Source organism: Rhizobium sp. USDA 4016 (assembly GCF_056279705.1).
This window is the reverse complement of the sequence record NZ_JBWCCY010000004.1, coordinates 2,240,169-2,264,176: the sequence shown is the minus strand read 5'-3', so window position 1 is coordinate 2,264,176 and position 24,008 is coordinate 2,240,169. Positions and strand designations below refer to the sequence as shown.

The following is a 24,008-nucleotide window of genomic DNA, read 5'->3' as shown; positions in this document are numbered from 1 at the left end:
GCGCCGCATCTGTCCTATGAGGACTTCATGGATCTGGCGCAGAAAACGGGGTGCGTTGGCGTCGAGCCGCGCAATGACCTCGCCCGCGGCCTCTTCGACGGGCTACCGCCGGAGGAAGCGGGTGCGATCGCGCGGGCGATGGACCTCCGACTGGTCGGGATGTGCGAGGTCTATCCGTTCAACGACTGGTCCGACGCTAGAGCGCAGGCCGTCGAAACTTTGATCGACGCCGCCGTCAGGAGTGGCGCAGAGACAATTAGCCTCATTCCGCGGACCGACGGTCTCGAGGTCGAGGACGGGGTCAGGCAGCCAGCTCTTCGGCGTGTCCTTCGGGAGGTCCTGCCGATGATCGAGGGGAAGAAATCATCGCACTGGTCGAGCCTGTGGGATTTGCAGCCTCATCGCTTCGGAGCAAGGCAGAGCTTGTCGACGCCATCGAGGCGGTCGGTGGAAAGGCCCGGTTCAAGCTGGTCCACGACACATTCCAGCATGCGATCGCCGGCGGGGGCGAGATATTCCCGGAATACACAGCGACCGTCCATGTCTCCGGCATATCGGATCCCCATCCGGCACTGGACGAAAAGTTGGACGGAATGCGGGTGCTTGTCGATCAGAACGATCGCTGCGGGACGGTCGAGCAGATCGCTGCGTTTCTCTCGGCGGGCTACGACGGGCCGTTCTCGATGGAGTGCACCAGTCCGCTTGTCCAGAAAAGCGGTACCCTAACGGACGACATTCGTCGCTCGTTCGAATTCATCGAAAAGGCAGTCGCGCGCTCCAGCTAGGGGCGGCGAAAAAGGAGGCGGCATGCCACTGCTGAAGTTTCATCTACCCAAGGGCCGTAGTTCGGAAGATATCAGAAACCTTCTGGATACGGCACATCGCGTGATGGTCGCCACCTTTCGTGTGCCGGAGGCCGATCGATATCAGCTCGTGACGGAGTACGAACCGTCGCATATTCGTGCCGAGGACACTGGTCTGGGCCTGCATCGGAGCCCGAAGTTCATCCTGCTCGAGGTGGTCTCGCGGCCCCGTGGTCGCGAAGCCAAGGTCGCGTTCTACAGGGAGCTGACAGCCGCGATTGAGCACGATTGCGGCACAGCGCCAAGCGACGTCATGATCTCGTTCGTCGAGAACGGCGACGAAGATTGGTCCTTGGAAACGCTCAATTCCTGACAGGCGAACTCTGAGCGCGCTCTCCTGGGAGCAAGGGAGAGTAGCTAATGGATTTTGAAGGCAGACGGTCCCAGCGTGTTCGAGGAATCCCGAAAACGATTGGCCCAGTGTTGCGGCTTATTGCCAACACAGGTAGATCACTTTCATCGGCATTGCTGATGAGCGCAGAAACTCGCTGCTCGCAACGCCTCATCGCTGAAATGCTTTTGACCACGGATGTACAGGCACTGGTAAGAAGGCGATGGTGAGGAAGGTCGGTGCGGTTTCGCCCCGGCCTTTTTTGTTGCCTGAAAGGCTGGGCTTTCCGACAGCGGATCAGTGCCGTGTATCCAGCAGCGGCTCGTCGTAGTCGAAGTTGCCATTGCTGGCAGCATCGTAAGCGTTGATGCTCCGGCCGCCGCCACGAGTGCCATATGCCGTCAACTGAACCATGACTTCCTTCGCATGTTCAATGGCCTGTTCCTCGCTTGTAGCGTGACCGTCCGCAACCTTGATAGACACCGCTTCCCCATCGTCACCGACAAAATCTATGCGCCAGACATTTTTCTCGTGAATAACCCTGGTTTCCAGCAAGTGCATCAGATTACCCCGCCTTCCTGCCTTTGAGATCGGCTTCGACGCTTTTCCGGAGTGCATCCATGATGTTGACCACATTAGATTTCGGAGCCGCTTCTGCAGCTTTCTCCTTCGCCGTCTTCTTCGGCTTGAGCGCCTTCTTTTTCTCCTCGATAAGCTTCAACAGGCTGGTTTGGATAGGATCGCTGACCATGTCCGGCGACCAGTGTGCTGACTTCTGCTTGATGAGCCTCTGAACTAGGGGGACGAGATCGGGATCGGCCTCATCCTCGATATCCTCGAAGTAGTTTTCATCCGGCCGCACCTCGTCGCCAAACCGGAGGGACCAGAGTACGATGCCTTCGTCGCGCGGTTCGAGAATGACGGCGCGCTCTCGGCGGCCCGTCACGAGCTTCGACACGCCCACGACCTTGTCGGACTTCATCGCGTCCCTGATGACGGCGAACGCCTCGTTTCCCACGGCGTCGTCCGGCATCAGGTAGTGAGGCTTCTCCAGGTAGACCCACTCGATGCTGTCGGCGGGAACGAACTTCTCGATGTCGATCGTCTTCACGGTGTCCAGCGCGACCCGATCCAGATCGTCGTCGGTGAGGATCACGTAGTCATTCTCGCCACGGGCGTAACCCTTGGCTTCGTTCTCGTCTTTCACCGGCTTTCCGGTGACGGAGTCGACATACTGCGAGACGACCCTGTTTCCTGTGTCCTTGTTCAGCGTGTGAAAGCGGACTTTCTCCGATTCCGACGTTGCCGGAGTCATCGCGACAGGGCATGTGACCAACGAGAGCTTCAGATAGCCCTTCCAGTAGTAGCGCGGTGCCATGGTCTATCTCCCTACCTGGCCTTCCGGCGCGGCGCGGACTTGGACGAAGAAGCCGCCTTCGAAGTTGCCCCTCTCGTGGCACGCTGGCGCGAGACCCCCTGATTAGCGTTCGCCGCGGTGCGCTTCGGCTTGTTGGCCGTGGCAGCGCCGGCCTTGAGGAGGCCCGCACTTTCTCGAAGGGCTGCGAGCAGATCGTTCGGCTTGGAGACTTCCACCTTCTTCGGCTTCGGCAGGGACTTGCCTTCCATCTTCGCCTTCACCAGCTCGGTAAGGGCGGCCTCGTAGCGATCGTCGAAGGTTGCCGGATCGAACTCGCCTTTCTTCGTGCCGATGATGTGCTTCGCCAGATCGAGCATTTCTCCCTCGATCTTCAGCTTCGGCATGTCCTCGAAGGCCTTCTTCGATGAGCGGACTTCGTAGTCGTAGTTCATGGTCGTGGCGATCAGACCCTTGCCATGGGGGCGTATCAGAACTGTTCGAACGCGGCGGAAGAGGACGGCGCGCGCGATGGCCGCGACGTTCGACTTCTTCATGCCATCCCGAAGGGCAGCGAATGCATCGCCTCCCATCTTGTCCGGTGTCAGGTAGTACGGCTTGTCAAAATAGACGTGGTCGACTTCGGAGCAGGGGATGAATGCATCGATCTCGAGCGTCTTGTTACTCTCGGGGATCGTCGCCGCTACTTCTTCGGGATCGATGATGATGTACTGGCCATTGTCGATCTCGAAGCCCTTGGTCTGCTTCTCTCGCGGCACAGGAAGGGCGACTGCCAGAGCAGCGGCAACGACCGCGATCAGGACGATGATCAACAACGCTCGTATGACTGATTCTCCGTGCTTCCGCGCACTTTAAAGAATACCGGGACTTGGTGGAGACCTTGCGGGTCTGCCTGCCACCGCGCCACTTCAAACAGGTGGTTGATCGCCATCCCGTCGATTTCCACGCGCCGCCTGTCGCCTCTGCATCGCTTCGATCTTCCTGATATTGGATTCATGAAAACCGTTGTATACGGTCTCGATGCTGGCGCTTGCGGGCTGCGTGTTGTGCAGAGTGAAAAGATCGTAGTAGGGCCTAACGCAGGCAATCTGGACATGCGGCTCTTCGATCATCATGTCGTGATCACCAAAGGTGACGACGGTCAGGATAGCCTGAAAATCGACGACCGAGAGGTCCTCAAGAACTATTATGTCGATATCGACGAGATGCATGTTATCGACGGGATGGCGGTAGCTGTCGGAAGCTCATCGGCGGGCGGGAATGCTTGTGAGGGATCGCCTTTCGTCGTCTCCTTCCCGAAGGGGCAAAATCCACGGATTGATGGTCCGCTCGATAGTTGCCTTCCAGTGACGGTCAAAACTTCGGACGGCAAGCTCATCCTTTCCACTCCGGCAACACCGAACCAGCCGGGGCAGAAATGGGAGTGGACCGCCGGTGCTGGTTTCAAAGAGGTCCAGGGCGAAACCTTTGTCGCCGACACTTCCAAGGGCTGGGACCAGCTCAGGGAGCGCTCGGTGACGCACCCTGGAGGGTTGCTGGACTACGCGGATGTGGCCGCAGAGATCAACCGTTTAGCAGGGACCGACAAAGCGCTGGTGAATGACATCCTGCTTGGTGTGGGGTCTGGCGAATTTAAGGGCGACCTTTTTGTCGGCACATCTTGTTCTCGCCATATGTGCACGGATCAGGAAGCTGTGGTTGTAGCCGATCTTGCTTCGAGGACTGTCTACCTTGCCTGGAAGCCTTCCGGTCAGAAGATCAAGGTGAACCCCACCGTGAAAACCTGGCCGGAAAAAGCGAAAGCGGAACTTCGCCAGTGGGCTGCGAAATGGAAATAACTCGACAGTTCGGTCGAGCGATATCGGTCACCGTTGGACAATGACCTGGGTTCCCGGCTGCACCATCTCGTAAAGCTCCTCGACGTCCTCGGGATACATCCGAAAGCAGCCGCTCGACGCGTTGGTGCCTATAGAAGAGGGATCGTTGGTACCGTGGATGCGCAATAGCCCGTTGGCCAGGTAAATCGCGCGGGTTCCAAGCGGATTGGCAGGGCCTGCCTTCACGATCGCCGGAAGCCTTGGGTTCTTCTGCCGCATGCTCGCCGTTGGCCGCCATTCCGGATGCTTTCGCTTCGACACCACCCGCGTTGTTCCGTACCATTGCTTGCCTTCGCGGCCTACGGCGATGGGGTAGGCGAACTGCTCGCCCTGTGATGTCGTGTAAACAAGGGTGTGCTCACGCGTGGCGATGACGATGATTCCCCTTGCGCTTCGCGCCGATGGCTCCCGACGTTCTTGCCAAGGTTCCCAATAGCGAGGCACTGGCTCGTAATCGAGCGGTGGCGGATAAGGGCTGTACGGGTCGTCATAGCCATAGCCGCCATAGCCGCCGTATTCGTCGTATCCATCATACGGCCCGTAAACCTGGGCTCGGGCCTGAATGACTGTCAGTAAAAGGGCCGCTGCAAGGAGAGCCAGCAATCTCATTTTTCGTCATCCGCCTGTTATACAAGCATTGATTGGGCTGAATTCTATGGCGGCACTGCGGGCTCGGTCCTGGATTTCACGGTGATTTTTCGTCCTCCCGGTCGGAGACCCGCTGGGCTCTCACGAGACGAAGAATGTTGCAACTTATCCCTTGGCCTGTTTCCGACCTTTAAGATCGGCTTCGACGCTTTTCCGAAGGGCCTCCATGATATTGACGACGTTTGAGGCCGGAGCCGTTTCCGACTTGCCCTTCGCTGATTTTTTCGCAGGCTTCAAAGCTTTCTTCTTCTCGGCAATGATCTTCAGCAGGCTTTCCTGGATCGGATCCGTCACCATGGTCGGCGACCACTTCTTCGTCCTCTGCTTGATCAGCTGCTGCACGAGCGGAATCAGGTCTGGGTCCGCTTCTTCGTCAATGGCTTCGAAATAGCTTTCCTCCGGCCTTACCTCGTCGCCGAACCGTAACGTCCAGAGGACAATGCCTTCGCCGCGCGGTTCAAGGACGACGGCTCGCTCGCGACGGCCGATCACCAGGCGTGAGACGCCGACGACCTTGTCCGCCACCATGGCATCGCGGATGACCGCGAACGCTTCGTGCCCGACCGGGTCATCGGGCATCAGGTAGTGCGGCTTCTCCAGATAGACCCACTCGATGCTATCTTGTGGCACGAATTTCTCGATGTCGATTGTGCGTACGGTCTCAAGAGCCACGGAATCGAGATCATCGTCAGTCAGGATGATGTAGTCATTTTCTCCTCGGGCGTATCCCTTGGCCTCGTTCTCGTCTTTCACCGGCTTTCCGGTAACGGAATCGACGTATTGCGACACGACGCGGTTGCCGGTCGCCTTATTCAGGGTGTGGAACCTGACTTTCTCGGATTCCGACGTAGCGGGTGACATTGCAACGGGGCAGGTGACCAGCGAAAGCTTCAGGTAACCCTTCCAGTATGGACGTGGTGCCATGACCGATCCTCCTCAGCTGGCCTTGCGGTGAGCGGCAGCGCCGGAACCGGATTTCGCGTGCGACGCCCGGCGGCGGCCAGCGCTCGCATTCGCGTTGGCGGCCGCCCGCTTTGGCGTGTCGGCCGCCTTCATCATCCCGGCACTCTCGCGTAGGGCCGCAAGGAGGTCGTTCGGCTGGGAAACCTTGACCGACTTCTTCTTCGGGAGCGCACGGCCCTCCATCTTCGCCTTCACCAGTTCGGCAACCGCGTTCTCGTAGCGGTCGTCGAACTCAGCGGGATTGAACGTCCCTTTCTTGGTCGAGATAATATGCTTGGCGAGGTCGAGCATTTCACCCGCGATCTTCATCTTCGGCATCTCCTCGAACGCCTTCTCGGAGGATCGGACTTCGTAGTCGTAATGCATGGTGGTTGCGATCAACCCTTTCCCATGGGGGCGGATGAGCACGGTCCGCATCCGGCGAAACAGAACCGTTTGCGCGATAGCAGCAACATTTGACTTCCGCATGCCGTCTCGCAGGGCGACGAAGGCATCTTCCGAAACTTTATCGGTCGGCGTGAGGTAATATGGCTTGTCGAAATAGACGTCATCGACGTCGGAGCAGGGGATGAAGGCCTCGATCTCCAGTGTCTTGTTGCTCTCCGGAATGACGGCGGCAACTTCCTCGGGATCGATCATAATGTACTGGTGGTTCTCGATCTCGAACCCCTTGACCTGGGCGTCGCGCGGAACCGGTTCTTCGGTTTCGCCGTCAATGAAGATGCGGTTTACCCGATTGCCGGTCGCCTTGTTGACAGTATTAAAGGCAATGCGCTCTGAGGTGCTCGTGGCCGTATAGAGACCGACCCCGCAACTCACTTCGCCGAATTTGATGAATCCCTTCCACTGTGCGCGGTGGCCGACCATGACGCTGTACTCCGAATCACTGAGTCGCGAATCAATCGTTTCGTAGGCGATTCGTTCCGAACTGAAGCAATTCGTTTTAAGATTTTCTCTGGGCCGCTTCGTTGCGAACCGACGTGCAGAAGCGGGCTCCGGTATTTGCCAGTCTCTGGACATGACCGCTGTCAGCCCACCGCCTTGCGATTCTGCGTCCGCGTTGTGGGCCAAAGATTCCTCAGTCGGCTATCGCTCCAAAGCTATGAGTCATTGACAAACCAGCCGTCCGTGCGAAAAATAGTTCCTCGTAAAGTCGAGCAAATTATGAAATTTCAACCGTATCGTTTAGTCGCAACGCTCGTGACCGCCCTTGTTCTCGCACACCCGGCGCTGGCCGATGGCACGCATACGGATCGACTTGACGGGTATCGCCCGCGACTGGATTCGACGTGCGCTACTGCGAACGAAGTCTATGTGAACACCAAGAAAAGCTACTACTATCGAGAGCTTGTTCATCAGCCGTTTTCGGCAGGTCGGTGGAAGAAATACATTGAGATAATTTATACGGCCGGGAACGTGTTCCAGCGCTATACCGGGCGTTCGACTTGGGTGAAGTCTGATATTCCCGAGCTTTTTCCATACGGTATGGGATATTCTTCGTGCACCTTCATCGACGGGTTTCACTACTACGCAAACTGGCACGAGCCCGGATACCGTGGATCGGCCGAAATCTGGCTGACACCGGACCGTCAGCGCCTGCACAAGACCATCGTCTATTACCCGCCCGACAGGAAGCGTTATCCGTTCTCGACCGTTATATCGCTGTTCGACTACGACGCGCAGAAAGCCAAGCGGCCCGATGATGCTTCCGTTGTCGCAGCACGGTATCCCGAAAAGGACCCATCCTGCGAACCCGTGGATGCAGCGTATGTGAAGACGCGACAAACTCAGAATTACAGTGAAATCGTGCAAAGGGTCGAGGTAGACGGCACCGCGAAGCCGCATATCGAGTCGATAGTGGCCAAGCCCAGGGCATTTGAGAGATACGTATCCTCTGATACCTGGGCTACCTTCGATCCAAATGGCTGGTCCACCCTCGATCGCTACGGCCCGAAATTCACCGATTGCACATTTGCCGGTAATGCTGTGCTCGGTTCGGAGCCGAGCAAGCATTACATCGCGAGATGGCATCGATATCCCTTCACGGCCGATTTTGAAGTGTGGGTTTCCGAAACGCACGGAAGGTTCGTCAGAAGCCGACGGGTCTATGACGAACCATGGGAGTATTCGTATCCCGGACTATTGGAGGACTTCAATTATGACCCGGTGAGTGCGAAACCGCCGTCCGCAAATCTTGTCCGAGAATAAACCGCCAGGGCACGGGAAGCCCAAGTCGGCCAGAGAATGTATATATACGGGTCAGCCGCAATGACCGCTAGGTTCGCACTCGTGCCGCAGTCGGCCCACTGCGGTCATCCGACCTATGATGCGGTTTCTAAATACCTCCGAGCATCCAGGTCAAAAGCAATAGGAGGGCTATCAGCGTCACCGAGAGGAGCAGATTGTCCCGCGCTTTCCGCTTGGCAGCATCCTTAGAAATGACACGGTACGCCTTTTTCTGTACCTTTTCCGCGTCGCCCTTGAGGTCCCTCGTCTCGAAATGCCGCTTCGTTTCGTTTTGTCCCACGCGTGTCTCCACTTCCTTCGACCGAACACAAGCAACATAACGCTCCTCGTCCATGGCCGCTACTGGCGCGCAAAGCGGCCACCGCGCACGATCACCGGCTTGTGGCATTTGCTACATAATTCCGCGCTTTTTCGAGGAAATCGGCCATCGGTGCCGCCGCGATGCACGACCAGCAGCCGGGCTCTCTGGGTTCCATTAATTCTTCCTACAATATGCAGTTGAAATCAGGGCCGTATGTGCTCTACGGTTTTCACGTTAGAGGGGGCGAGAATGAGAGTTGCGGGGCGCGCGTTTTCGGCGGCTCTTCTTATGTCGGCGGCGGCAACGAACGCGCTTGCGGAAGAGCCCAGATCATCGGGCACGGGTTTCACGGTTACAGGCGACGGCTGGCTGATGACCAACGCCCACGTCGTCGAGGGGTGCGACCGAATCGAGGTCAAGGGCAGGGGGACCGCCTCCGATCCGCGCATCGATTCCACCAATGACCTCGCGCTGATCAAGGTGTCGTCGGATAAGCCGTGGACGCCGCTGACGTTCCGCCGTGCGCCGACGCGGCTCGGCGAGGACATCGTCGCCATCGGTTATCCGCTCGCCGATCTCCTATCGGATTCCGTCAAGATCACCACCGGCAATGTAAACGCGCTGGCGGGCTTGAAGAACGACACGAGATACATCCAGGTATCGACGCCAATCCAGCCCGGCAATTCGGGTGGTCCAGTGGTCGATCGTGACGGCTTCCTTCTCGGCATCACCAGCGCCACGTTTTCGAAGAAGGCCGCAGACGAGATCGGTATCACTGCCCAGAACGTGAACTTCGCCATCAGGGCGTCCGTCGCCGACCTGTTCATGCAATCGCAGAGCATCACGAGCCTATCCGGCGACAAGGAAGTAGGGCAACCGACCCTGGCCACCGCCGACCTGGCGGACAAGGTCTCGCCGTCGGTTCACCAGGTCCTGTGCTATGGCAAGGTGGAGCCACAAGCATCGGTGCAGCGCGAGGAGACGGTAACGAGCCTGCCGCGCCCGGTGGTTCCCGAGACCCCGCTGGATGCCGCCGGCTATGACGCCATCGGCTTTGACTACGCGACCCTCAAGGTGGTCAGCTATCGGGACTGTCGGAATGCTTGCGACAGTGACGGCCAGTGCAAGGCGATCACCTACAACGCCAAACACCGCTTCTGCTTCCTAAAGAATAACGTTGTCGCCCTTATCAGGAACGGGGACGCCATGGCCGCGTATTCATCGTCGAAGGCCGCCGATATCATCATGTCCGACTTCACCAGCTACTCGGGCATGGACATTCCCGGCGGCGACTACAAACGGATCAGGCAGACGAACTACTTGGAGTGCTTTGTAGCCGGCATCGGTGATACCGCCTGCAAGGCCTTCGCCTACGTCGCGAAGAAGAAGGAATGTTGGCTGAAGGACACATTGGGACGGCCGAAAGCAGCGAAGGGCATAGAGCTGGGTGTGAAGTGACCTGCAGGTACACCGCTTCGGGGCCAGCACTCGATTCTCTGGCTAAGCTCCGTAGATGGCAGCAAGCGATTCCCCGCTTCGAAGGCGGGCGATAATAGTAGGCTCGCGATTTTGAATCGCGCTCGCTTCTTCCAGAACCGCGTGCGCCAGGAGTTCGGTGGTGACGTAAACACCATTCTCATCGCCGAGAACAATGTCTCCTCGTCGGACGATGATTCCGCCACACGTAATCGCCTCGCCTACGGTGCCTCCGCCCCGACTTTTTGTCGTAAGTGGGGACCGTCCTTTGCACCAGACGGGAAGCCCCGACGCTCTGATCGCGCTGACATCAGTCACATAACCATCGATGATGACACCGACGATGCCAACAGCCTTTGCCGCTGCCGTCATCACAGCTCCCCAACACGCATGCCGATTATCATCTACACGCTCGATCACCAGAATGTCGCCTGGTTGCGATTGTGAAAGGGCGGCTGGCAGCGACGCCCCATCGTCACCTGGAAGGCTAACCGTGAGGGCCCGTCCGACAACCCCACCTCCTTCCGTCAGACATTGGATGTCGGGCGTCATGAAACCATCGCTGCGAATGTGACCAATCGTTGCTGTTTCGATCTGGCCGAGGCGTCGGAGGAGGTCGAGTTCATTCATTGTCTTCTATCCTTCATCAGAGATGGCGCTCACCGTTCAACGGCAGCGCCATCGTCGAGTCGGTCGTTAGTGTGCCTTGGCCAGATCGCGTTTGACCGTTTCCGCCAGTGCTAGAAGGGCGACGGCTGACAGCAAGGCGGAACCGATCATGTACCAGGCGACAGAGGACCCGGTTCCGGTGACCGAAAGCAGCCACGTCGTGATGATCGGCGTAAGCGCGCTACCGAGCACGCCAGACAGCATGTAGGCGATCGACAGTCCCGAGTAGCGGACCTTCGTGCCGAAGAGCTCGGCGAGGAAGGTGGCGATCGGTCCGTAGTTTGCGGCAAACGCCGTCATCATCAGCAGATAGCCGGCCAGAGCTCCGGCGAAGGTTGCCGTGTCCATGAGCCAGAACATGGGAAAAGCGACCAGTGCCTCGGCCAGAATGCCACCGAGAATGACGGGACGCCGGCCAATCTTGTCGGAGAGTAGACCGAACAGAGGCAACAGGAAAATGCATACGGCACAGGCGATAAGGACGATGCCGAGCATCTCGTTGCGGGAAATGTTCAGGGCCTGGGTGCCGTAGGTGAGGCCGAAGGCGACGATCAGGTTGAAGGACGAACCCGTGGACATCGTGGCGATACCGCCAAGAAGCACGGTCTTCCAGGATTTTCCGAGCAGCTCGAAAAAGGGCATCTTCACTGTGGCTGCTTCTTCCTTCACCTTCGAGAAGGACGGTGTCTCCGCCGTGTTGAGGCGCACATACGCCCCGACGGCGACGAGCAGGATGCTGGCCAGGAACGGAATCCTCCAGCCCCAGCTGAGCAGGTCGTCGCTGGGCATGGATGCGGCGATCGCCAGGAACACGAGGTTGGCGATGAGCGTGCCCGCGGGAACGCCGATCTGAACCCAAGAACCGTAGAGGCCTCGTCGATTGGCCGGCGCGTGCTCGACAGCCATCAGGACGGCTCCACCCCATTCGCCACCAAGCGCAAGTCCCTGAACGACGCGGAGAGAAAGGAGGAGGATCGGTGCCCAGATTCCGATGCTCTCGTAGTTCGGCAAGAGCCCGATGGCGAACGTCGCAAGGCCCATCATGACCAACGAAAAGAGCAGCATCGACTTGCGGCCGAGACGATCGCCGAAATGACCGAAAAGGGCAGCGCCGACGATGCGGGCAAGATAGGCGGACGCGAAGGTACCAAATGCGAGCAAGGTTCCGACGATCGCATCGAAGCTCGGGAAGAACACCTTATTGAAGACCAGCGCCGAGGCGGTGGCGAAAACGAAGAGGTCGTACCATTCCACCGTCGTGCCGATCACGCTCGCGACGGCGATCTTCTTGATGTCGGCGGGGGGCTTGTGAATGGCGATGTCGGCAGTCATGTGCAGTTGCTGTCCCACAATAGCTTCCTTTCAGAGACGCATCGATCTGTTTGACTTCAGCTATGAAGGGGAATGGCGACGTTCGCCGCGGCATGCACAACACGTTGCGTCGGAGCCGGCTGCGTACCGTTCGAAACGCGCTGCATTCGCAGGCGAGGCGACTTACGAGTACGAAAACCCGTCGCCACCTTTGCGGCCTGTTTACCTCTGCTGACGGAAGGCGGTGTGATTGTTCGATCCGCCTTTGCCGTTCCCCTTTTTTTCGAAAGGATGCCTACCGCGGTCGGGCACGACAAATAGATAATACGGATGTCAATCATAGGAAGAGATGATGTACGTATAATTGCCGGAAAAAGCGGCAATGTGATGCATATTCGATCATTTTTGGCGAGTCGTTCGCGAGTTATTCCTAATAAGTCGGTCGACGATCGTCCACTATAGAAACGAGCGAATACTACGCATCGTATTTATCTATTTTTCTTGGAGGCCGTCCATCTCCTATTCCTTGTGAGGCGCTCACGAGCTTTTTGATACGCGCCAGGGAGTAACCAGCCATGAAACTCTACGACAATCTCCGCCCCGATCTTTCCAGGCTCTGGTCCACACTGATGCGCTCAGCCGAAATCGGAGCGACCGAAAATGGCGGCCTCAAGCGGCTGGCGTTGTCGAACGAGGACGAGGCCATGCGCCGGCTCTTCATCGAATGGTGCGTGGAGGCGGGTTGCGTTATCTCGGTCGATGCGGTTGGGAACATCTTTGCCACACGCCCCGGCACGGACCCGCAGGCAAAAGCAATTCTCGTGGGAAGCCATTTGGACACGCAGGTGAGGGGCGGTCGTTTCGACGGAATTCTCGGCGTGCTCGCCGGACTGGAACTGGTACGTACGCTGAACGACCATGGGGTGTCGACCCGGCATCCGCTCACGGTGGTGAACTGGACCAATGAGGAGGGCGCGCGCTTCGAGCCGCCAATGATCGGCTCTGCGGTTTTCACGCAGGCGCGTGCGCCGGAATTTGCCTATTCGCGGCTCGATCGCGACGGACTGTCGTTGGGTGCTGAACTTCAGCGTATCGGCTTCCAGGGGGAAGACCGGGTCTCCGTCGACCAGTTCGACAGCCTGTTCGAGCTTCATATCGAGCAGGGGCCACGGCTGGAAGAGGCGGCGAAGCAAGTCGGCATCGTCACAGGAGCCTTCGGCGTCCGTGGTCTGATCGTCGAGGTCTTCGGTGAGACGGGGCATGTCGGACCGACGCCGATGCCAGCCAGACGCAACGCGCTGGTGGGCGCAGCGCAGGTTACCCTGGCGATTGACGAAATCGGTTGGGCGCACCATCGAACCGGCGGCAAGTCGACTACGATGCGAATCAAGGCTGAGCCGAACCTTTTGGGCGCGCTCCCCGACTATGTTCAGATGACCTGCGACATGCGCCATCCCAGGGAGGACGTCGTGGTCGAGATGCTCGAAGCCTTCAAAGGGCGTATCCCCGAGCTCGAAGAGCGCTCGCGGTGCCGCATCGCGATCAAGGAAGCCTGGTCATACGGGGGCATGCGCTTCGACGACGAGTGCGTCGGCCTGGTGCGCGCCGCGGCGGGCAATCTCGGCTATACCTCAATGGAGATGCTGACGGAGGCCGGTCACGACGCGATGCATGTTGCCGAATACCTGCCGACGGCCATGATCTTCACGCCCTGCGAAGGTGGGCTTTCGCACAATGAGGCCGAGAACGTTACGCTCGCCGATATCGAACCTGGCATGAACGTTCTGCTGCAGGCGGTGTTGGCCAGGGCGGCCTGATTTAGATCAAACGATGTCCGCGTTGGCGGGCTGTTGACTGTCGAACAACTCGGCGTGAAACAGACGAAGAAAGGCTGTTTCCGCCGCGTTCAGGTCCATGTCAGGATTCGTCACGAAATAGGCGTCGGCTCCCAGGCTACCGTTGAGCGTGGGGATCAGCCACAATTGGTCGGGCGCGACGTACTGAGCCGCATCGAGCGGCAAGATGCCGACCCCGACGCCCGCGACGATCAGACGTCGCACCTCCTCAAGGTTTGGACTGCTGCCGACAGTCCAGCTTCCGAGGCCCGCGCCATCGCGCAGGGCAACCATTGGTTCGAGAGCGCCGCCTTCCTGGCTGCAGGTGAATGCGACGAATGCCTCACGGCGCAGCTCGTCCAGACTGACATCCGTGCGTCCGTACATCGGATGCGATTGCCCGCAGTAGATTGCGAACTCCTCCCGCACCAGGAAGCGGCAATCGAGTGTCGCCAAGGGTTTGGGAAGCAGGCAGAGGCCGAAAGGCGTCTGCTTCTGCGCGACGGCGCGAACGATGTCCTGGCTGTGCGCCACGTCGATCCGGACACTGACGGAAGGGTGGCGTCGCCGCATCTGACGCAGCGCCTGGTCCAGTTCCGGGACGCTGAGATGCGTGACGGTCAGAACCCTGATCTGGCCCGTCAGGTCGTCTTCGTCGACGGAAAGCTTTTCGCCGATGCGTTCCACTCTCCTCAGGATTTCGGCGCATTCCTGACGCAGCATCTCGCCATGGCTCGTTAGGATGAAACGGCGGCTGTCGCGCTGGATCAACTGACAGGCGAGCGTTTCCTCCAGCTTCTGCAGGGCAGCGGTCACGGATGGTTGGCGCACGTGGAGCCGATTCGCGGCCTTGGTGATGCTGCGTTCTTCGACGATCACCAGAAAGGTCCGCAGAAGGTTCCAGTTCAGGTGGTGTATCCGTGGGAAGCGGTTTGCCAACAAATATGCTCCAACGATGCCTGACGAACATGGTGACGAAATCGGCGGCCAAACTCAATCGATTGCGCTGGATTCTTTCACGCCGACGCCACGCTGCCCTTAGACGACGGCAAGGCATTCGATCTCGATGTCGAAGGGTTGCGTCCATGGATTAATGGCGGCGGACGTGCGGGCCGGAAACCCTGCACGGAAGTATTGCCGGTAGACCACGTTTACGTCGGCCATCAGAGTGGCATCGGTGACGTAGACGGTCGCCTTTATGACCTTCTCGAGGCCGGACCCGGCATACTCGAGCGTCACGCGCAACGCCTCGAGTGCAGCGCGGGTCTGGGATTTGATGTCCCCTCGGACGATCTCTCCAGTCTCGACATCGATCGGCGGCATGCCGCAGGTCGCCACGAATTCGCCGGATCGGACCACGGCGGAGGTTGGCGCACCAAGATTGCGTATGGCTTCGGATATGACCGGGACCTCGATAATGGTTCTCTCCATTTCGCGCTCCTCTATTCGGCTGCTGGCGGCGAGCGTTGCTCAAGTGTTTCATAGACCATCGTGGCCGCGGTGAGATCGGCTAGGGCGGTGCCCACAGCCTTATAGAGGGTAATTTCAACGTCCCTCGAGCGAGCCACGACGTTTTGCCGGCAGAGCAATTCCAAGGTCGCCTTGATATCGCTTTCGGAGATTACCCCCGATTTTATCGGCTGCACGATATCGCCTGCCTCGTGAATAGCCTCGTCCGTGTCGATGATGATCGTCGCGCGTCCTACGGCAACATCGTCGGCCTCGCGCATTTTCGGTGTGAAACCACCGATGAGATCGACATGAGTCCCGGGTTTTAGCCATGTTCCTTCGATGAGCGGCGTCGTCGCTAAGGTCGCCGCACTAACGATGTCCGCGCGGCCAACCGCATGCTCCAGATCGGTGGCGACCGTCGCCGATATGCCATCCCGGCGAAGGCGCTCGACCAACCTCTCGGCATTGGACGGGTCGATATCCCATACATGTACATCCTCTATGGGCCTGACTTCCCGATAGGCGTCCGCGATGAGGCTCGCGACTTTGCCGGCACCGACAACGAGCAAGGACGCAGCATTTTTGCGGGCAAGGTAGTCGGCCGCAAGCGCCGAAGCAGCGACGGTTCTGCGCACCGTAATCGTGTTGCCGTCGAGCATCGCGAGTTGCGTGCCCGTCTCGGCATCGTAGAGCATGTAGGTCGACGTTAGCCCGGGTATCCCGCGAGCCGTATTGCCCGGAAAGACGGTAACGATCTTGACGCCGAGAAAGCGTCGCGAGCGCTGACTGTCATGCCACGCCGGCATCAACAGCAGCGTTGCGTCCGGCTGTCCTTCATCCGTGATCGTATGATGATGTCTGACCGGCACTTCGCAGCCCGTCGCAAAGCCCCGCCGTAGAGCGTCTATGAGAAATCCAAACGGGAGCAGCGCTCCCGTTTCCGTCGCATCCAGGATGTGCATGTATTCGTTCCGCCACGTTGAAAGAGCGTGTGAAATAAAACAGAACGTGCGTCCGCTTATAAGAACGGCTTTTTCTATGTGAAGTATAGGCAGCGGCGGTGTGGGTGAAACCCGGTAGTGATTTAGGCTGAAAAGCGAAGATATTCGGGACGCCCGGTTGTCGGAGGAACGATGTGGGCGGACCTCCGCCTCAACCGCGGCGAACTCTATGCCCATAGCGGCAGATAACAACCGCGTTCATTCCACGTCACGAAGCTTTTCGCGCAGGAACTCGATGAAACGCTGAGTTTTCGCGGGCACCAACCGCGTCTCGGTGACTGCGTAGACCGGGCTCGGGTCACCAATCCACCCTGGCAGTACCTGCCGTAGCTTTCCAGCGGCCAGTTCGTCGACAACGATCCTCTCCGGCAAAAAGGCTATGCCCATATTCAGCGAGGCGAGCTTGCGGATCATCGCGACACTGTTTGTGCGGTATTCTTTCTGAACTACGCATCGATTGTCGGGCTCTACGCCTCGATCACGCATTACGGTCTTATAGGCGTCCGGAGCAGACGGCTGGCTCGTGAACGCTGCGGGGCGGTCTCATGATAAGGTTCGACTTTCTACGCTATGGGGTGATCGCCCGCGGCGTTTACAGATAAAGGTCGCCGAAGCTTTGCCTGATCGACACCTGGCTTGATTTCTATCCGACGGCCGAGCGGTTTGAACCGCATCTCGTCGAGGACGAAGCCGAGCGAGGTTTTCCTTTGCGGCTTTTCTTTGGGTCCCACGCACGCCATGAACTCGATTGAAGGAACTCAGTATCTCGTCTATCGACGCAACTGAAACGGGTTTGAGTTTGCGTAGTCGTCTTTTTCTACAAAGGAGATCAGTTCGTCGACCCAATCCGGGTCCTGTGTCGACGTTGCAATATCGGGAACGCCCAAGAAGAGTACTGGTGGCGTCTCCACAGGCAATGCGCTGGCGAAATCTTGAAAATCCAGCTCATCTTCTCGGATTCGGTCCGCGTTTTCGGTATCGGCGTCAATGACTAGCGCTACGGGTGCCCGCTTGGCCACCGAAAGAGAGTTGGCTAATTGCATCGCCGAACTCTTACCACCTGCAACGACAATGATTACTTTGTCCTCAAGGTCTTCAGGAAGAAGGCTGCGGAGAAGTAGCTCGTCGCTGTGCCCCTCAACTACTATGTAATGTCTCATAATTGAGTTCCCCCCTGAAATCGAAATATGGCATGCCGTCGCGCAAGAGACGGGCGTATTTTATTTCCAGAGCCGCAGTTATGCGATGTTTCTTGACGACTGCATCGATCTCCTCAGCAGTCCAAAGTAGAATGGCCTGAGGAGCCATAAAGCCAGCCAAATTGATTGCCTGACTTGTAAAGCCTCCGCGGCTAAACAGACAACCCACCAAACCGGCCGGCCTCCTGGCCAACTGATTGCGTAGCTTTGCAAGCGGTTCAACGTTGATTTTGTCCGAATAGTCTTTCATTTCCAACTAAGGCGTTAATGCCCTGGTACTGAATGAAGCCGTCGAACTGCTCCAAGATGCCGCCTTCTGGAGAATTTACATGGAACGAGTAATCGACCTTGGCCCCGTCAAGTTCGAACAGTTTCACGATTAGGTACTCGAGCGCCATTCCACGCTTCCAGCCCCTAGTCCTGCCGCTCTGGATAGCGGCCCACAACTTAGACAGATAGACTCGGTCCACTTTTTTGCCTGGGGGTGGCGGCTTGGGCATCGGTTATCTTGTCGGCTCGCAATGAAAATCGAAAACATCAATCGGAGGCAATCTGGTCCGTATCATTCCCTATTCAATGAACTGTAAATAAAGAATCACCTGACCTCGGTCGACCATGACGGGGTTTTGCGGCTTGCAGGCCCGATCGCAGACTGGTTTCACAGGTCGGAGCAGCTAAATCATTAGCTGGGGCGTTTGGTGTTTCACGAGGTTGTATTTACTCTAAGCATGAGTTCTGGGCAGAATTTGCAACGGGCGATCCGCCGAGAATGGAAGTGTTTGGCAGCGTCCGTCGAAGGATGATGAGACGATCGTTCTCCAGAACACTGACCGAAAGCTTCAAGCAAGACCCACCCGATGTACCCGCAATGATCATGATCGGCTTGGGACACCTGTAGCTGATCTCCCTCGATATCGCTCGCATCTCCCTGAGGTCATTGCTGCTCGGGTAGGGCGGTCCTTCCGGGTGAGAGTGCCATTCTCCAACGTAATACTCGCCTCGGCTCCATCGGTTTCTCAACATGTCCTTCAAACCGTGGATGCCCCGCTGAAACCAGGTCCCCCCGGAACGTGAATCCTTCGGACGGATCGTCGCCTCCGTGACGATCGCGCTATTTCCATCAAGGGCATAACGGCCGATGAGGATTCCGCCGGTCTCCCGCCCTCCAGCGGCCAATGCATGGTCCCTAATCGTGCGACATGCCTCAGCGCGTAGACGAACCGCAATCTTGTTTTTTCGGCCTTCGAAGAGGATCACGTCGGCCTCAGACATCGAGCCTCTCCAACGCACCGTCCTCGGTTTGCCGGAAGTATTCGCAACGCCGTTCCGGAGAGCGCATCGCGCGAACAATCGCCTTTGATCCAACGGCGCTCCACAGCCGCACATCCGCCGCACTGGCTGGAAACACCGGATGCCAACACCCGACGCCTTCGGTCCTGGCGTCGTGTAAGTCCGTCGGCGGGACGTCGATATCCGAAAACCGCTCTTTCGCGTCAATCGTCGGAAACGAAGCTTCCGAAGCGGTGAACACGAGTAGCCCTTCCGCCTTCCACGTCATCGCAAGGCTGACGAATATTTTCTCACGTCCCCAATCGAATTCCGACATCGCGTCGAGGATCGCGTCAGAACCTGTGCAATCGACAATGACGTCAAACGTTCGCAGTTGCTTGGCGAGATCGCTATCTGTCGGGGGAAAGCTTGACCCAAACGCGGTAGCATTGGCGTCGGGCATGATCAGATTGAGAGCGCTTGCCAGAGCTTTCGCCTTATTGTGACCTACAGCATCCAGCCCGAGCGCATGACGCGTCAACCGCGCAAGAACCGAGAACCTCGTTGCGCCGATGAATTCCGGTTCAACCAAGTCTCTATAGCCGAAGCGTCCAGCCTGATTGACATGGAACTTCACCTGATGATGGGCGGCCTCTACCCGAAAGGAACGCCGACCGGAGAGACCTGGGCTGTAACGCACGACGACATCGTCGAACCCCTTCGGTCCGTTCGCTTCGTATGAGACCTCGACGACATGCGGCTTCTCCGGGTCTCGCAGACCTGAGGCATGTATCCAGAAGAACCGGGCCTGGTAGTCGTGTCCGTCCCAATTTGCAATTACCGCGTCAGCCATGGCGTTACCACACCTACTGTTTGATTCCTGTTTTGTTCCTTAGGCCATTTTCCGCCGCCACAACTCGTGCCGGCGGAGGTTTTTTGCGTTGGTCGGGACATCTGCACTGCTAGCAGAAGTCCCTTTCTTGCCTGCGTTCGCTGGAGCTACAGCGAACGCGATTTATTCCGTTTGCCCTTAGACGCATTTCTAAAGGTCCCGCAGACGCGCATCAGGGGCCATGACGCAAATCTGCGGTCACGGGACACAAGTAAGAAGAGTACTCAAGAGCACCCACTTGTGCTTCCACACGTATCGCACTTCTCGCAAGTCCCATTCCGCACCATCGTGAAGTTCTGGCACTCGGTGCACATATTGCCCGTGTAGCCCTGCATGATGGAGCGGGCGCGGCGTTCGGCTTCGACCTTCTTGGCTTCGGTCTTGGCAGAGGCTGCGTCGGCAGCGGCGGCGTCGGTGAAGAGCCTGCTGGATTCCTCAGCGATCTCTTCGGCGATTTCCTCCGCCAGTTCCTTGGCGCGTTCCTCGTAATCGCGCTTGAAGGCGACGACTTCGGAGGAGGCGGCGACGGTTTCGAGCTTGCGCACGGTGTTGCCGGCAATCGCCGTGATCGTCGCGCCCGAGGAGGCGCGGACAGGGGCGGCGGTTGCAGCACCCTTGATCTCCGATGCCGCGCGCTCGGTCGAGTTTCCGGAAACCAGCGTCGGCTTATAGCCGCGTGTCAGGCCCTTGGAGACGACGTCCGCCTTGCCTTCCGACACGCCGCGGCCGAGCGCCGTGTTGTTGAAGTCGGACGTATCGACATGCGCCAGATCGTGGCGGCCGAGATAGGAGATGGCGAGTTCGCGGAACACGTAGTCGAGGATCGACGTCGCATTCTTGATCGCGTCGTTGCCGGTGACGATGCCCGCCGGCTCGAACTTCGTGAAGGTGAAGGCATCGACATATTCCTCGAGCGGCACGCCGTATTGCAGGCCGAGCGAAACCGAGATCGCGAAGTTGTTGATGAACGCACGAAGGGCCGAACCTTCCTTGTTCATGTCGAGGAAGATCTCGCCGAGGCGGCCGTCGTCATATTCGCCGGTGCGCAGGAAAATCGTGTGGCCGCCGATCTTTGCCTTCTGGGTGTAGCCCTTGCGGCGGCCCGGCAGCTTTTCCTGGCTGCGCACGACCTTCTCGATCACCCGCTCGATGATCTTCTCGGTGACGGTGACGGCCTGGGCGGCTGCTGGCTGGGCCAGCAGTTCCTCCAGCGCGTCCTCGTCACCTTCGTCCTCGATCAGCGAAGCGTTTAGCGGCTGCGACAGCTTCGAGCCGTCGCGGTAAAGCGCGTTGGCCTTGAGGCCGAGCTTCCAGGAGAGCATGTAGGCGCTCTTGCAATCGTCGACGGTTGCATCGTTCGGCATGTTGATCGTCTTGGAGATCGCACCCGAGATGAAGGGCTGGGCAGCCGCCATCATGCGGATGTGGCTTTCGACCGAGAGATAACGCTTGCCGATCTTGCCGCAAGGATTGGCGCAATCGAAGACGGCGAGGTGCTCGTTCTTGAGGAACGGAGCGCCTTCCAGCGTCATCGCACCGCAAACATGGATGTTTGCAGCCTCGATGTCCTTCTTCGAGAAGCCCATGTGGTCGAGCAGGTTGAAGCTCATGTCGGCAAGCTGCTCGTCGGAGACCTTCAGCGTGCCCTTCAGGAAGTCGAGCCCAAGCGTCCACTGGTTGAAGACGAACTTGATGTCGAAAGCGGACTTCAGCGCAGCGTTGACGGCCTCGACCTTCTCGTCGGTGAAGCCCTTGGCCTTCAGCGTCGAGGGGTTGATGGCGGGCGCCTGGTTCAGATTGCCGTGGCCGACGGCGTAGGCTTCGATCTCGGCAATCTGGCTTTCGGAGTAGCCGAGTGTGCGCAGCGCTTCCGGTACGGCACGGTTGATGATCTTGAAGTAACCGCCGCCGGCAAGCTTCTTGAACTTGACGAGCGCGAAGTCGGGCTCAATGCCGGTCGTGTCGCAATCCATGACGAGGCCGATCGTTCCGGTCGGCGCAATCACGGTTGCCTGGGCGTTGCGGTAGCCGTGCTTTTCGCCGAGTTCCAGTGCCTTGTCCCAAGCGCTCTTGGCGTGCGCGGCGAGATCCTGGTCCGGGTTTTCGCCGTGGATGAGGGCGACCGGGTTGATCGACAGGCCTTCATAGCCGGACGTCTCGCCATAGGCGGCGCGGCGATGGTTGCGGATGACGCGCAGCATGTTCTCGCGGTTCGGCGCAAACATCGGGAACGGGCCGAGTTCAGCAGCCATTTCCGCCGAGGTGGCATAGGAAATGCCGGTCATGATCGCCGTCAGGGAGCCTGCGATGGCGCGGGCTTCGTCGCTGTCATAAGGAATGCCGGACGACATCAGCAGGCCGCCGATATTGGCATAGCCGAGACCGATCGTGCGGTATTCGTAGGAGAGCTCGGCAATGCGGCGCGACGGGAACTGCGCCATCATCACGGATATTTCGAGCACGACGCTCCACAGACGCACGGCATGCTCGTAGTCGGCGATGTTGATGCGCTTTGTCGCCGCATCCTTGAACTGCATGAGGTTCAAGGAGGCAAGGTTGCAGGCCGTGTCGTCGAGGAACATGTATTCCGAGCACGGGTTGGAGGCGCGGATCGGGCCGGCGGCCGGGCTGGTGTGCCAGTCGTTCATCGTCGTGTTGAAGTGCAGGCCCGGATCGGCCGATGCCCAGGCGGCATAGGAGATCGTCTCCCAGAGGTCGCGGGCCTTCAGCGTCTTCATGACCTTACCGTCCTTGCGGGCCGTCAGGTTCCAGTCGCCATCGGCTTCGACGGCGCGCAGGAAGTCGTCGCGGATCGAGACCGAGTTGTTGGAGTTCTGGCCGGAAACGGTGAGGTAGGCCTCACTATCCCAATCCGTGTCGTAGGTCTTGAACTCCATGTCCTTGTAGCCCTGGCGGGCGAACTGGATGACGCGGCTCACATAGTTTTCCGGGACCTGGTCCTTCTTGGCGGCGCGGATTTCGCGCTTGAGGGCAGGGTTCTTGGTCGGGTCGAAGCAATCCGCATCGGCGCCGCCTTCGCAATTGAAGCAGGCCTTCATGATCGCCTTCAGGTGCTTGGCGACGATCTTCGAACCGGTGACGAGGGCTGCAACCTTCTGCTCTTCCTTGACCTTCCAGTTGATGTATTCCTCGATGTCCGGATGATCGATGTCGACGACGACCATCTTGGCCGCGCGGCGCGTGGTGCCGCCCGACTTGATGGCGCCCGCCGCACGGTCGCCGATCTTCAGGAAGCTCATCAGGCCGGAGGAGCGGCCGCCGCCGGAAAGCTTTTCGCCTTCGCCGCGGAGATACGAGAAGTTGGAGCCGGTGCCGGAGCCGTACTTGAATAGGCGGGCCTCGCGAACCCAGAGGTCCATGATGCCGCCTTCGTTGACGAGGTCGTCCTCGACCGACTGGATGAAGCAGGCATGCGGCTGGGGATGCTCGTAGGCCGACTTGGACTTCGTCAGCTTGCCGGTGAAGGGGTCGACATAGAAGTGGCCCTGGCCGGGGCCGTCAATGCCGTAGGCCCAGTGCATGCCGGTGTTGAACCACTGCGGGGAGTTCGGGGCGACGCGTTGGGTAGCGAGCATGTAGGCGAGTTCGTCGCGAAAGGCAGAGGCATCTTCCTCGGACGAGAAATAGCCGCCCTTCCAGCCCCAGTAGGTCCAGGTGCCGGCCAGACGGTCGAAGACCTGGCGCGCATCGATTTCGGAGCCGTACTGCTGCTCCTTCGGCAGCTCCTTGAGGGCTGCCTCATCGGCAACCGAACGCCACAGGAAGGAGGGAACGTCGTTTTCCTCGACCTTCTTCAGCCTTGCCGGAACGCCGGCCTTGCGGAAATATTTCTGGGCAAGGATGTCGGCCGCGACTTGGGAGAACTGCGCGGGAACGTCGATGTTCTCAAGGCGGAAGACGATCGAACCGTCGGGGTTCTTGATCTCGCTCGTCGCCTTGCGGAATTCGATGTCCGCGTAAGCGCTCTGGCCTGCCTTTGTGAAACGGCGTTCTATGCGCATGTCCTTGCACCTCTGATTGCGCGCCCCATCCCCGTTGACCAGGACGCAAGTTTCCTCATCCGGCAGCGCCGGAAGATGCGCAGCCAGTTCTCGTTTCCGTACCGTCACAGGAGTGTCATCCGGAGATGTCTTTCCTGTATCTTGTGGTGATGGTGGCTGCAAACACTAAATATAGTATTAACAGCTTATTATCGCCAGCCCCGGATGTCACTTTTTTGGAGGTCAAAAATCGCGCAAATATCCCCTCACGGCTGCCATCCATCATGGATGCAACACC

At 58.6% G+C, this 24,008-nt stretch carries 23 protein-coding genes and 1 pseudogene; 6 read left to right on the top strand and 18 right to left on the bottom strand.

Features of this window, described 5'->3' with window-relative positions; all coding sequences use genetic code 11:
- The first annotated feature begins 383 nt into the window (after positions 1 to 383).
- Together ACZ9DP_RS26550 and ACZ9DP_RS26545 are read left to right on the top strand one after the other, a co-directional pair.
- Complete coding sequence (locus ACZ9DP_RS26550) at positions 384 to 785, top strand: hypothetical protein (RefSeq protein ID WP_476204068.1); 402 nt, start codon at positions 384 to 386, stop codon at positions 783 to 785.
- A 22-nt stretch (positions 786 to 807) separates the two neighbouring features.
- Entirely contained in the window at positions 808 to 1,176 is a 369-nt protein-coding gene (locus ACZ9DP_RS26545) for a tautomerase family protein (protein ID WP_476204067.1), read from the top strand.
- 315 nt (positions 1,177 to 1,491) lie between these two features.
- Here the strand turns inward: ACZ9DP_RS26545 and ACZ9DP_RS26540 are convergent, their stop codons facing one another.
- From ACZ9DP_RS26540 to ku (ACZ9DP_RS26530), 3 genes and pseudogenes are all read right to left on the bottom strand, one after another.
- Complete coding sequence (locus ACZ9DP_RS26540; protein ID WP_476204066.1) at positions 1,492 to 1,755, bottom strand: hypothetical protein; 264 nt, start codon at positions 1,753 to 1,755, stop codon at positions 1,492 to 1,494.
- Positions 1,756 to 1,759: 4 nt separating this feature from the next.
- Positions 1,760 to 2,572: a non-homologous end joining protein Ku gene (gene ku / locus ACZ9DP_RS26535; RefSeq protein WP_476204065.1), complete on the bottom strand. Its 813-nt coding sequence runs from the start codon at positions 2,570 to 2,572 to the stop codon at positions 1,760 to 1,762.
- 11 nt (positions 2,573 to 2,583) lie between these two features.
- Positions 2,584 to 3,330: pseudogene (gene ku / locus ACZ9DP_RS26530) on the bottom strand (non-homologous end joining protein Ku); the annotation flags it as partial.
- Positions 3,331 to 3,489: 159 nt separating this feature from the next.
- Between ku (ACZ9DP_RS26530) and ACZ9DP_RS26525 the strand changes: the two are divergent.
- Positions 3,490 to 4,407 carry a hypothetical protein gene (locus ACZ9DP_RS26525; protein WP_476204064.1) on the top strand — a complete coding sequence of 306 codons (918 nt, stop codon included), beginning with the start codon at positions 3,490 to 3,492 and terminating at the stop codon, positions 4,405 to 4,407.
- A gap of 27 nt (positions 4,408 to 4,434) precedes the next feature.
- On the opposite strand, the gene ACZ9DP_RS26520 is transcribed toward ACZ9DP_RS26525, so the two are convergent.
- From ACZ9DP_RS26520 to ku (ACZ9DP_RS26510), 3 genes are all read right to left on the bottom strand, one after another.
- The gene (locus ACZ9DP_RS26520) at positions 4,435 to 5,055 is read right to left on the bottom strand and encodes a L,D-transpeptidase (protein WP_476204063.1); all 621 of its coding nucleotides are present in this window, start codon (positions 5,053 to 5,055) and stop codon (positions 4,435 to 4,437) included.
- A gap of 144 nt (positions 5,056 to 5,199) precedes the next feature.
- Entirely contained in the window at positions 5,200 to 6,018 is an 819-nt protein-coding gene (gene ku, locus ACZ9DP_RS26515; protein WP_476204062.1) for a non-homologous end joining protein Ku, read from the bottom strand.
- Positions 6,019 to 6,030: 12 nt separating this feature from the next.
- Entirely contained in the window at positions 6,031 to 6,924 is an 894-nt protein-coding gene (gene ku / locus ACZ9DP_RS26510; RefSeq protein ID WP_476204061.1) for a non-homologous end joining protein Ku, read from the bottom strand.
- Between the two features lie 297 nt (positions 6,925 to 7,221).
- Between ku (ACZ9DP_RS26510) and ACZ9DP_RS26505 the strand changes: the two genes are divergently transcribed.
- On the top strand, positions 7,222 to 8,265 hold the full coding sequence (locus ACZ9DP_RS26505; protein ID WP_476204059.1) for a hypothetical protein: 1,044 nt from the start codon (positions 7,222 to 7,224) through the stop codon (positions 8,263 to 8,265).
- 127 nt (positions 8,266 to 8,392) lie between these two features.
- Here the strand turns inward: ACZ9DP_RS26505 and ACZ9DP_RS26500 are convergent, their stop codons facing one another.
- Positions 8,393 to 8,584, bottom strand: a complete 192-nt coding sequence (locus ACZ9DP_RS26500; protein ID WP_476204058.1) for a hypothetical protein — start codon at positions 8,582 to 8,584, stop codon at positions 8,393 to 8,395.
- Positions 8,585 to 8,854: 270 nt separating this feature from the next.
- On the opposite strand from ACZ9DP_RS26500, the gene ACZ9DP_RS26495 reads away from it, so the two are divergent.
- Positions 8,855 to 10,063, top strand: coding sequence for a trypsin-like peptidase domain-containing protein (locus tag ACZ9DP_RS26495; protein WP_476204057.1), 1,209 nt, complete (start codon positions 8,855 to 8,857; stop codon positions 10,061 to 10,063).
- Between the two features lie 42 nt (positions 10,064 to 10,105).
- Here ACZ9DP_RS26495 and ACZ9DP_RS26490 read toward each other — a convergent pair whose 3' ends face one another.
- On the bottom strand, positions 10,106 to 10,711 hold the full coding sequence (locus tag ACZ9DP_RS26490; RefSeq protein ID WP_476204056.1) for an RraA family protein: 606 nt from the start codon (positions 10,709 to 10,711) through the stop codon (positions 10,106 to 10,108).
- A gap of 66 nt (positions 10,712 to 10,777) precedes the next feature.
- Positions 10,778 to 12,100 carry an MFS transporter gene (locus ACZ9DP_RS26485; protein WP_476204055.1) on the bottom strand — a complete coding sequence of 441 codons (1,323 nt, stop codon included), beginning with the start codon at positions 12,098 to 12,100 and terminating at the stop codon, positions 10,778 to 10,780.
- A gap of 536 nt (positions 12,101 to 12,636) precedes the next feature.
- Between ACZ9DP_RS26485 and ACZ9DP_RS26480 the strand changes: the two genes are divergently transcribed.
- The gene (locus ACZ9DP_RS26480) at positions 12,637 to 13,878 is read left to right on the top strand and encodes a Zn-dependent hydrolase (RefSeq protein ID WP_476204054.1); all 1,242 of its coding nucleotides are present in this window, start codon (positions 12,637 to 12,639) and stop codon (positions 13,876 to 13,878) included.
- Between the two features lie 6 nt (positions 13,879 to 13,884).
- On the opposite strand, the gene ACZ9DP_RS26475 is transcribed toward ACZ9DP_RS26480, so the two are convergent.
- From ACZ9DP_RS26475 to ACZ9DP_RS26435, 9 genes are all read right to left on the bottom strand, one after another.
- Complete coding sequence (locus tag ACZ9DP_RS26475) at positions 13,885 to 14,835, bottom strand: LysR family transcriptional regulator (RefSeq protein ID WP_476204053.1); 951 nt, start codon at positions 14,833 to 14,835, stop codon at positions 13,885 to 13,887.
- Positions 14,836 to 14,934: 99 nt separating this feature from the next.
- Positions 14,935 to 15,327: a RidA family protein gene (locus tag ACZ9DP_RS26470; RefSeq protein ID WP_476204052.1), complete on the bottom strand. Its 393-nt coding sequence runs from the start codon at positions 15,325 to 15,327 to the stop codon at positions 14,935 to 14,937.
- A gap of 11 nt (positions 15,328 to 15,338) precedes the next feature.
- On the bottom strand, positions 15,339 to 16,310 hold the full coding sequence (gene lhpI, locus ACZ9DP_RS26465) for a bifunctional Delta(1)-pyrroline-2-carboxylate/Delta(1)-piperideine-2-carboxylate reductase (protein WP_476204051.1): 972 nt from the start codon (positions 16,308 to 16,310) through the stop codon (positions 15,339 to 15,341).
- A 237-nt stretch (positions 16,311 to 16,547) separates the two neighbouring features.
- Positions 16,548 to 16,835, bottom strand: a complete 288-nt coding sequence (locus ACZ9DP_RS26460; protein ID WP_476204050.1) for a LysR substrate-binding domain-containing protein — start codon at positions 16,833 to 16,835, stop codon at positions 16,548 to 16,550.
- Between the two features lie 284 nt (positions 16,836 to 17,119).
- On the bottom strand, positions 17,120 to 17,509 hold the full coding sequence (locus ACZ9DP_RS26455; protein WP_476204049.1) for a hypothetical protein: 390 nt from the start codon (positions 17,507 to 17,509) through the stop codon (positions 17,120 to 17,122).
- Positions 17,510 to 17,766: 257 nt separating this feature from the next.
- Positions 17,767 to 17,946, bottom strand: coding sequence for a hypothetical protein (locus tag ACZ9DP_RS26450; RefSeq protein WP_476204048.1), 180 nt, complete (start codon positions 17,944 to 17,946; stop codon positions 17,767 to 17,769).
- A 319-nt stretch (positions 17,947 to 18,265) separates the two neighbouring features.
- On the bottom strand, positions 18,266 to 18,820 hold the full coding sequence (locus ACZ9DP_RS26445; protein WP_476204047.1) for a Mov34/MPN/PAD-1 family protein: 555 nt from the start codon (positions 18,818 to 18,820) through the stop codon (positions 18,266 to 18,268).
- Positions 18,813 to 19,670 (bottom strand): ubiquitin-activating E1 family protein, encoded by an 858-nt coding sequence (locus ACZ9DP_RS26440; protein WP_476204046.1) that lies wholly within the window; start codon positions 19,668 to 19,670, stop codon positions 18,813 to 18,815. The genes ACZ9DP_RS26445 and ACZ9DP_RS26440 overlap by 8 nt, the downstream gene beginning before the upstream one ends.
- Positions 19,671 to 19,933: 263 nt before the next feature.
- On the bottom strand, positions 19,934 to 23,731 hold the full coding sequence (locus ACZ9DP_RS26435; protein WP_476204045.1) for a vitamin B12-dependent ribonucleotide reductase: 3,798 nt from the start codon (positions 23,729 to 23,731) through the stop codon (positions 19,934 to 19,936).
- Positions 23,732 to 24,008 lie beyond the last annotated feature (277 nt).

Bases quoted from the DNA above. Each gene is read 5' to 3' on its own strand.
- ACZ9DP_RS26545 (WP_476204067.1), top strand. From the start codon at position 808: ATGCCACTGCTGAAGTTTCATCTACCCAAGGGCCGTAGTTCGGAAGAT.
- ku (WP_476204065.1), bottom strand. From the start codon at position 2,572: ATGGCACCGCGCTACTACTGGAAGGGCTATCTGAAGCTCTCGTTGGTC.
- lhpI (WP_476204051.1), bottom strand. From the start codon at position 16,310: ATGCACATCCTGGATGCGACGGAAACGGGAGCGCTGCTCCCGTTTGGA.
- ACZ9DP_RS26445 (WP_476204047.1), bottom strand. From the start codon at position 18,820: ATGTCTGAGGCCGACGTGATCCTCTTCGAAGGCCGAAAAAACAAGATT.
- ACZ9DP_RS26490 (WP_476204056.1), bottom strand. From the start codon at position 10,711: ATGAATGAACTCGACCTCCTCCGACGCCTCGGCCAGATCGAAACAGCA.
- ACZ9DP_RS26460 (WP_476204050.1), bottom strand. From the start codon at position 16,835: ATGCGTGATCGAGGCGTAGAGCCCGACAATCGATGCGTAGTTCAGAAA.
- ACZ9DP_RS26435 (WP_476204045.1), bottom strand. From the start codon at position 23,731: ATGCGCATAGAACGCCGTTTCACAAAGGCAGGCCAGAGCGCTTACGCG.
- ACZ9DP_RS26520 (WP_476204063.1), bottom strand. From the start codon at position 5,055: ATGAGATTGCTGGCTCTCCTTGCAGCGGCCCTTTTACTGACAGTCATT.
- ACZ9DP_RS26480 (WP_476204054.1), top strand. From the start codon at position 12,637: ATGAAACTCTACGACAATCTCCGCCCCGATCTTTCCAGGCTCTGGTCC.
- ku (WP_476204061.1), bottom strand. From the start codon at position 6,924: ATGGTCGGCCACCGCGCACAGTGGAAGGGATTCATCAAATTCGGCGAA.
- ACZ9DP_RS26540 (WP_476204066.1), bottom strand. From the start codon at position 1,755: ATGCACTTGCTGGAAACCAGGGTTATTCACGAGAAAAATGTCTGGCGC.
- ACZ9DP_RS26450 (WP_476204048.1), bottom strand. From the start codon at position 17,946: ATGGCGCTCGAGTACCTAATCGTGAAACTGTTCGAACTTGACGGGGCC.
- ACZ9DP_RS26470 (WP_476204052.1), bottom strand. From the start codon at position 15,327: ATGGAGAGAACCATTATCGAGGTCCCGGTCATATCCGAAGCCATACGC.
- ACZ9DP_RS26505 (WP_476204059.1), top strand. From the start codon at position 7,222: ATGAAATTTCAACCGTATCGTTTAGTCGCAACGCTCGTGACCGCCCTT.
- ACZ9DP_RS26455 (WP_476204049.1), bottom strand. From the start codon at position 17,509: ATGAGACATTACATAGTAGTTGAGGGGCACAGCGACGAGCTACTTCTC.
- ACZ9DP_RS26440 (WP_476204046.1), bottom strand. From the start codon at position 19,670: ATGGCTGACGCGGTAATTGCAAATTGGGACGGACACGACTACCAGGCC.
- ACZ9DP_RS26495 (WP_476204057.1), top strand. From the start codon at position 8,855: ATGAGAGTTGCGGGGCGCGCGTTTTCGGCGGCTCTTCTTATGTCGGCG.
- ku (WP_476204062.1), bottom strand. From the start codon at position 6,018: ATGGCACCACGTCCATACTGGAAGGGTTACCTGAAGCTTTCGCTGGTC.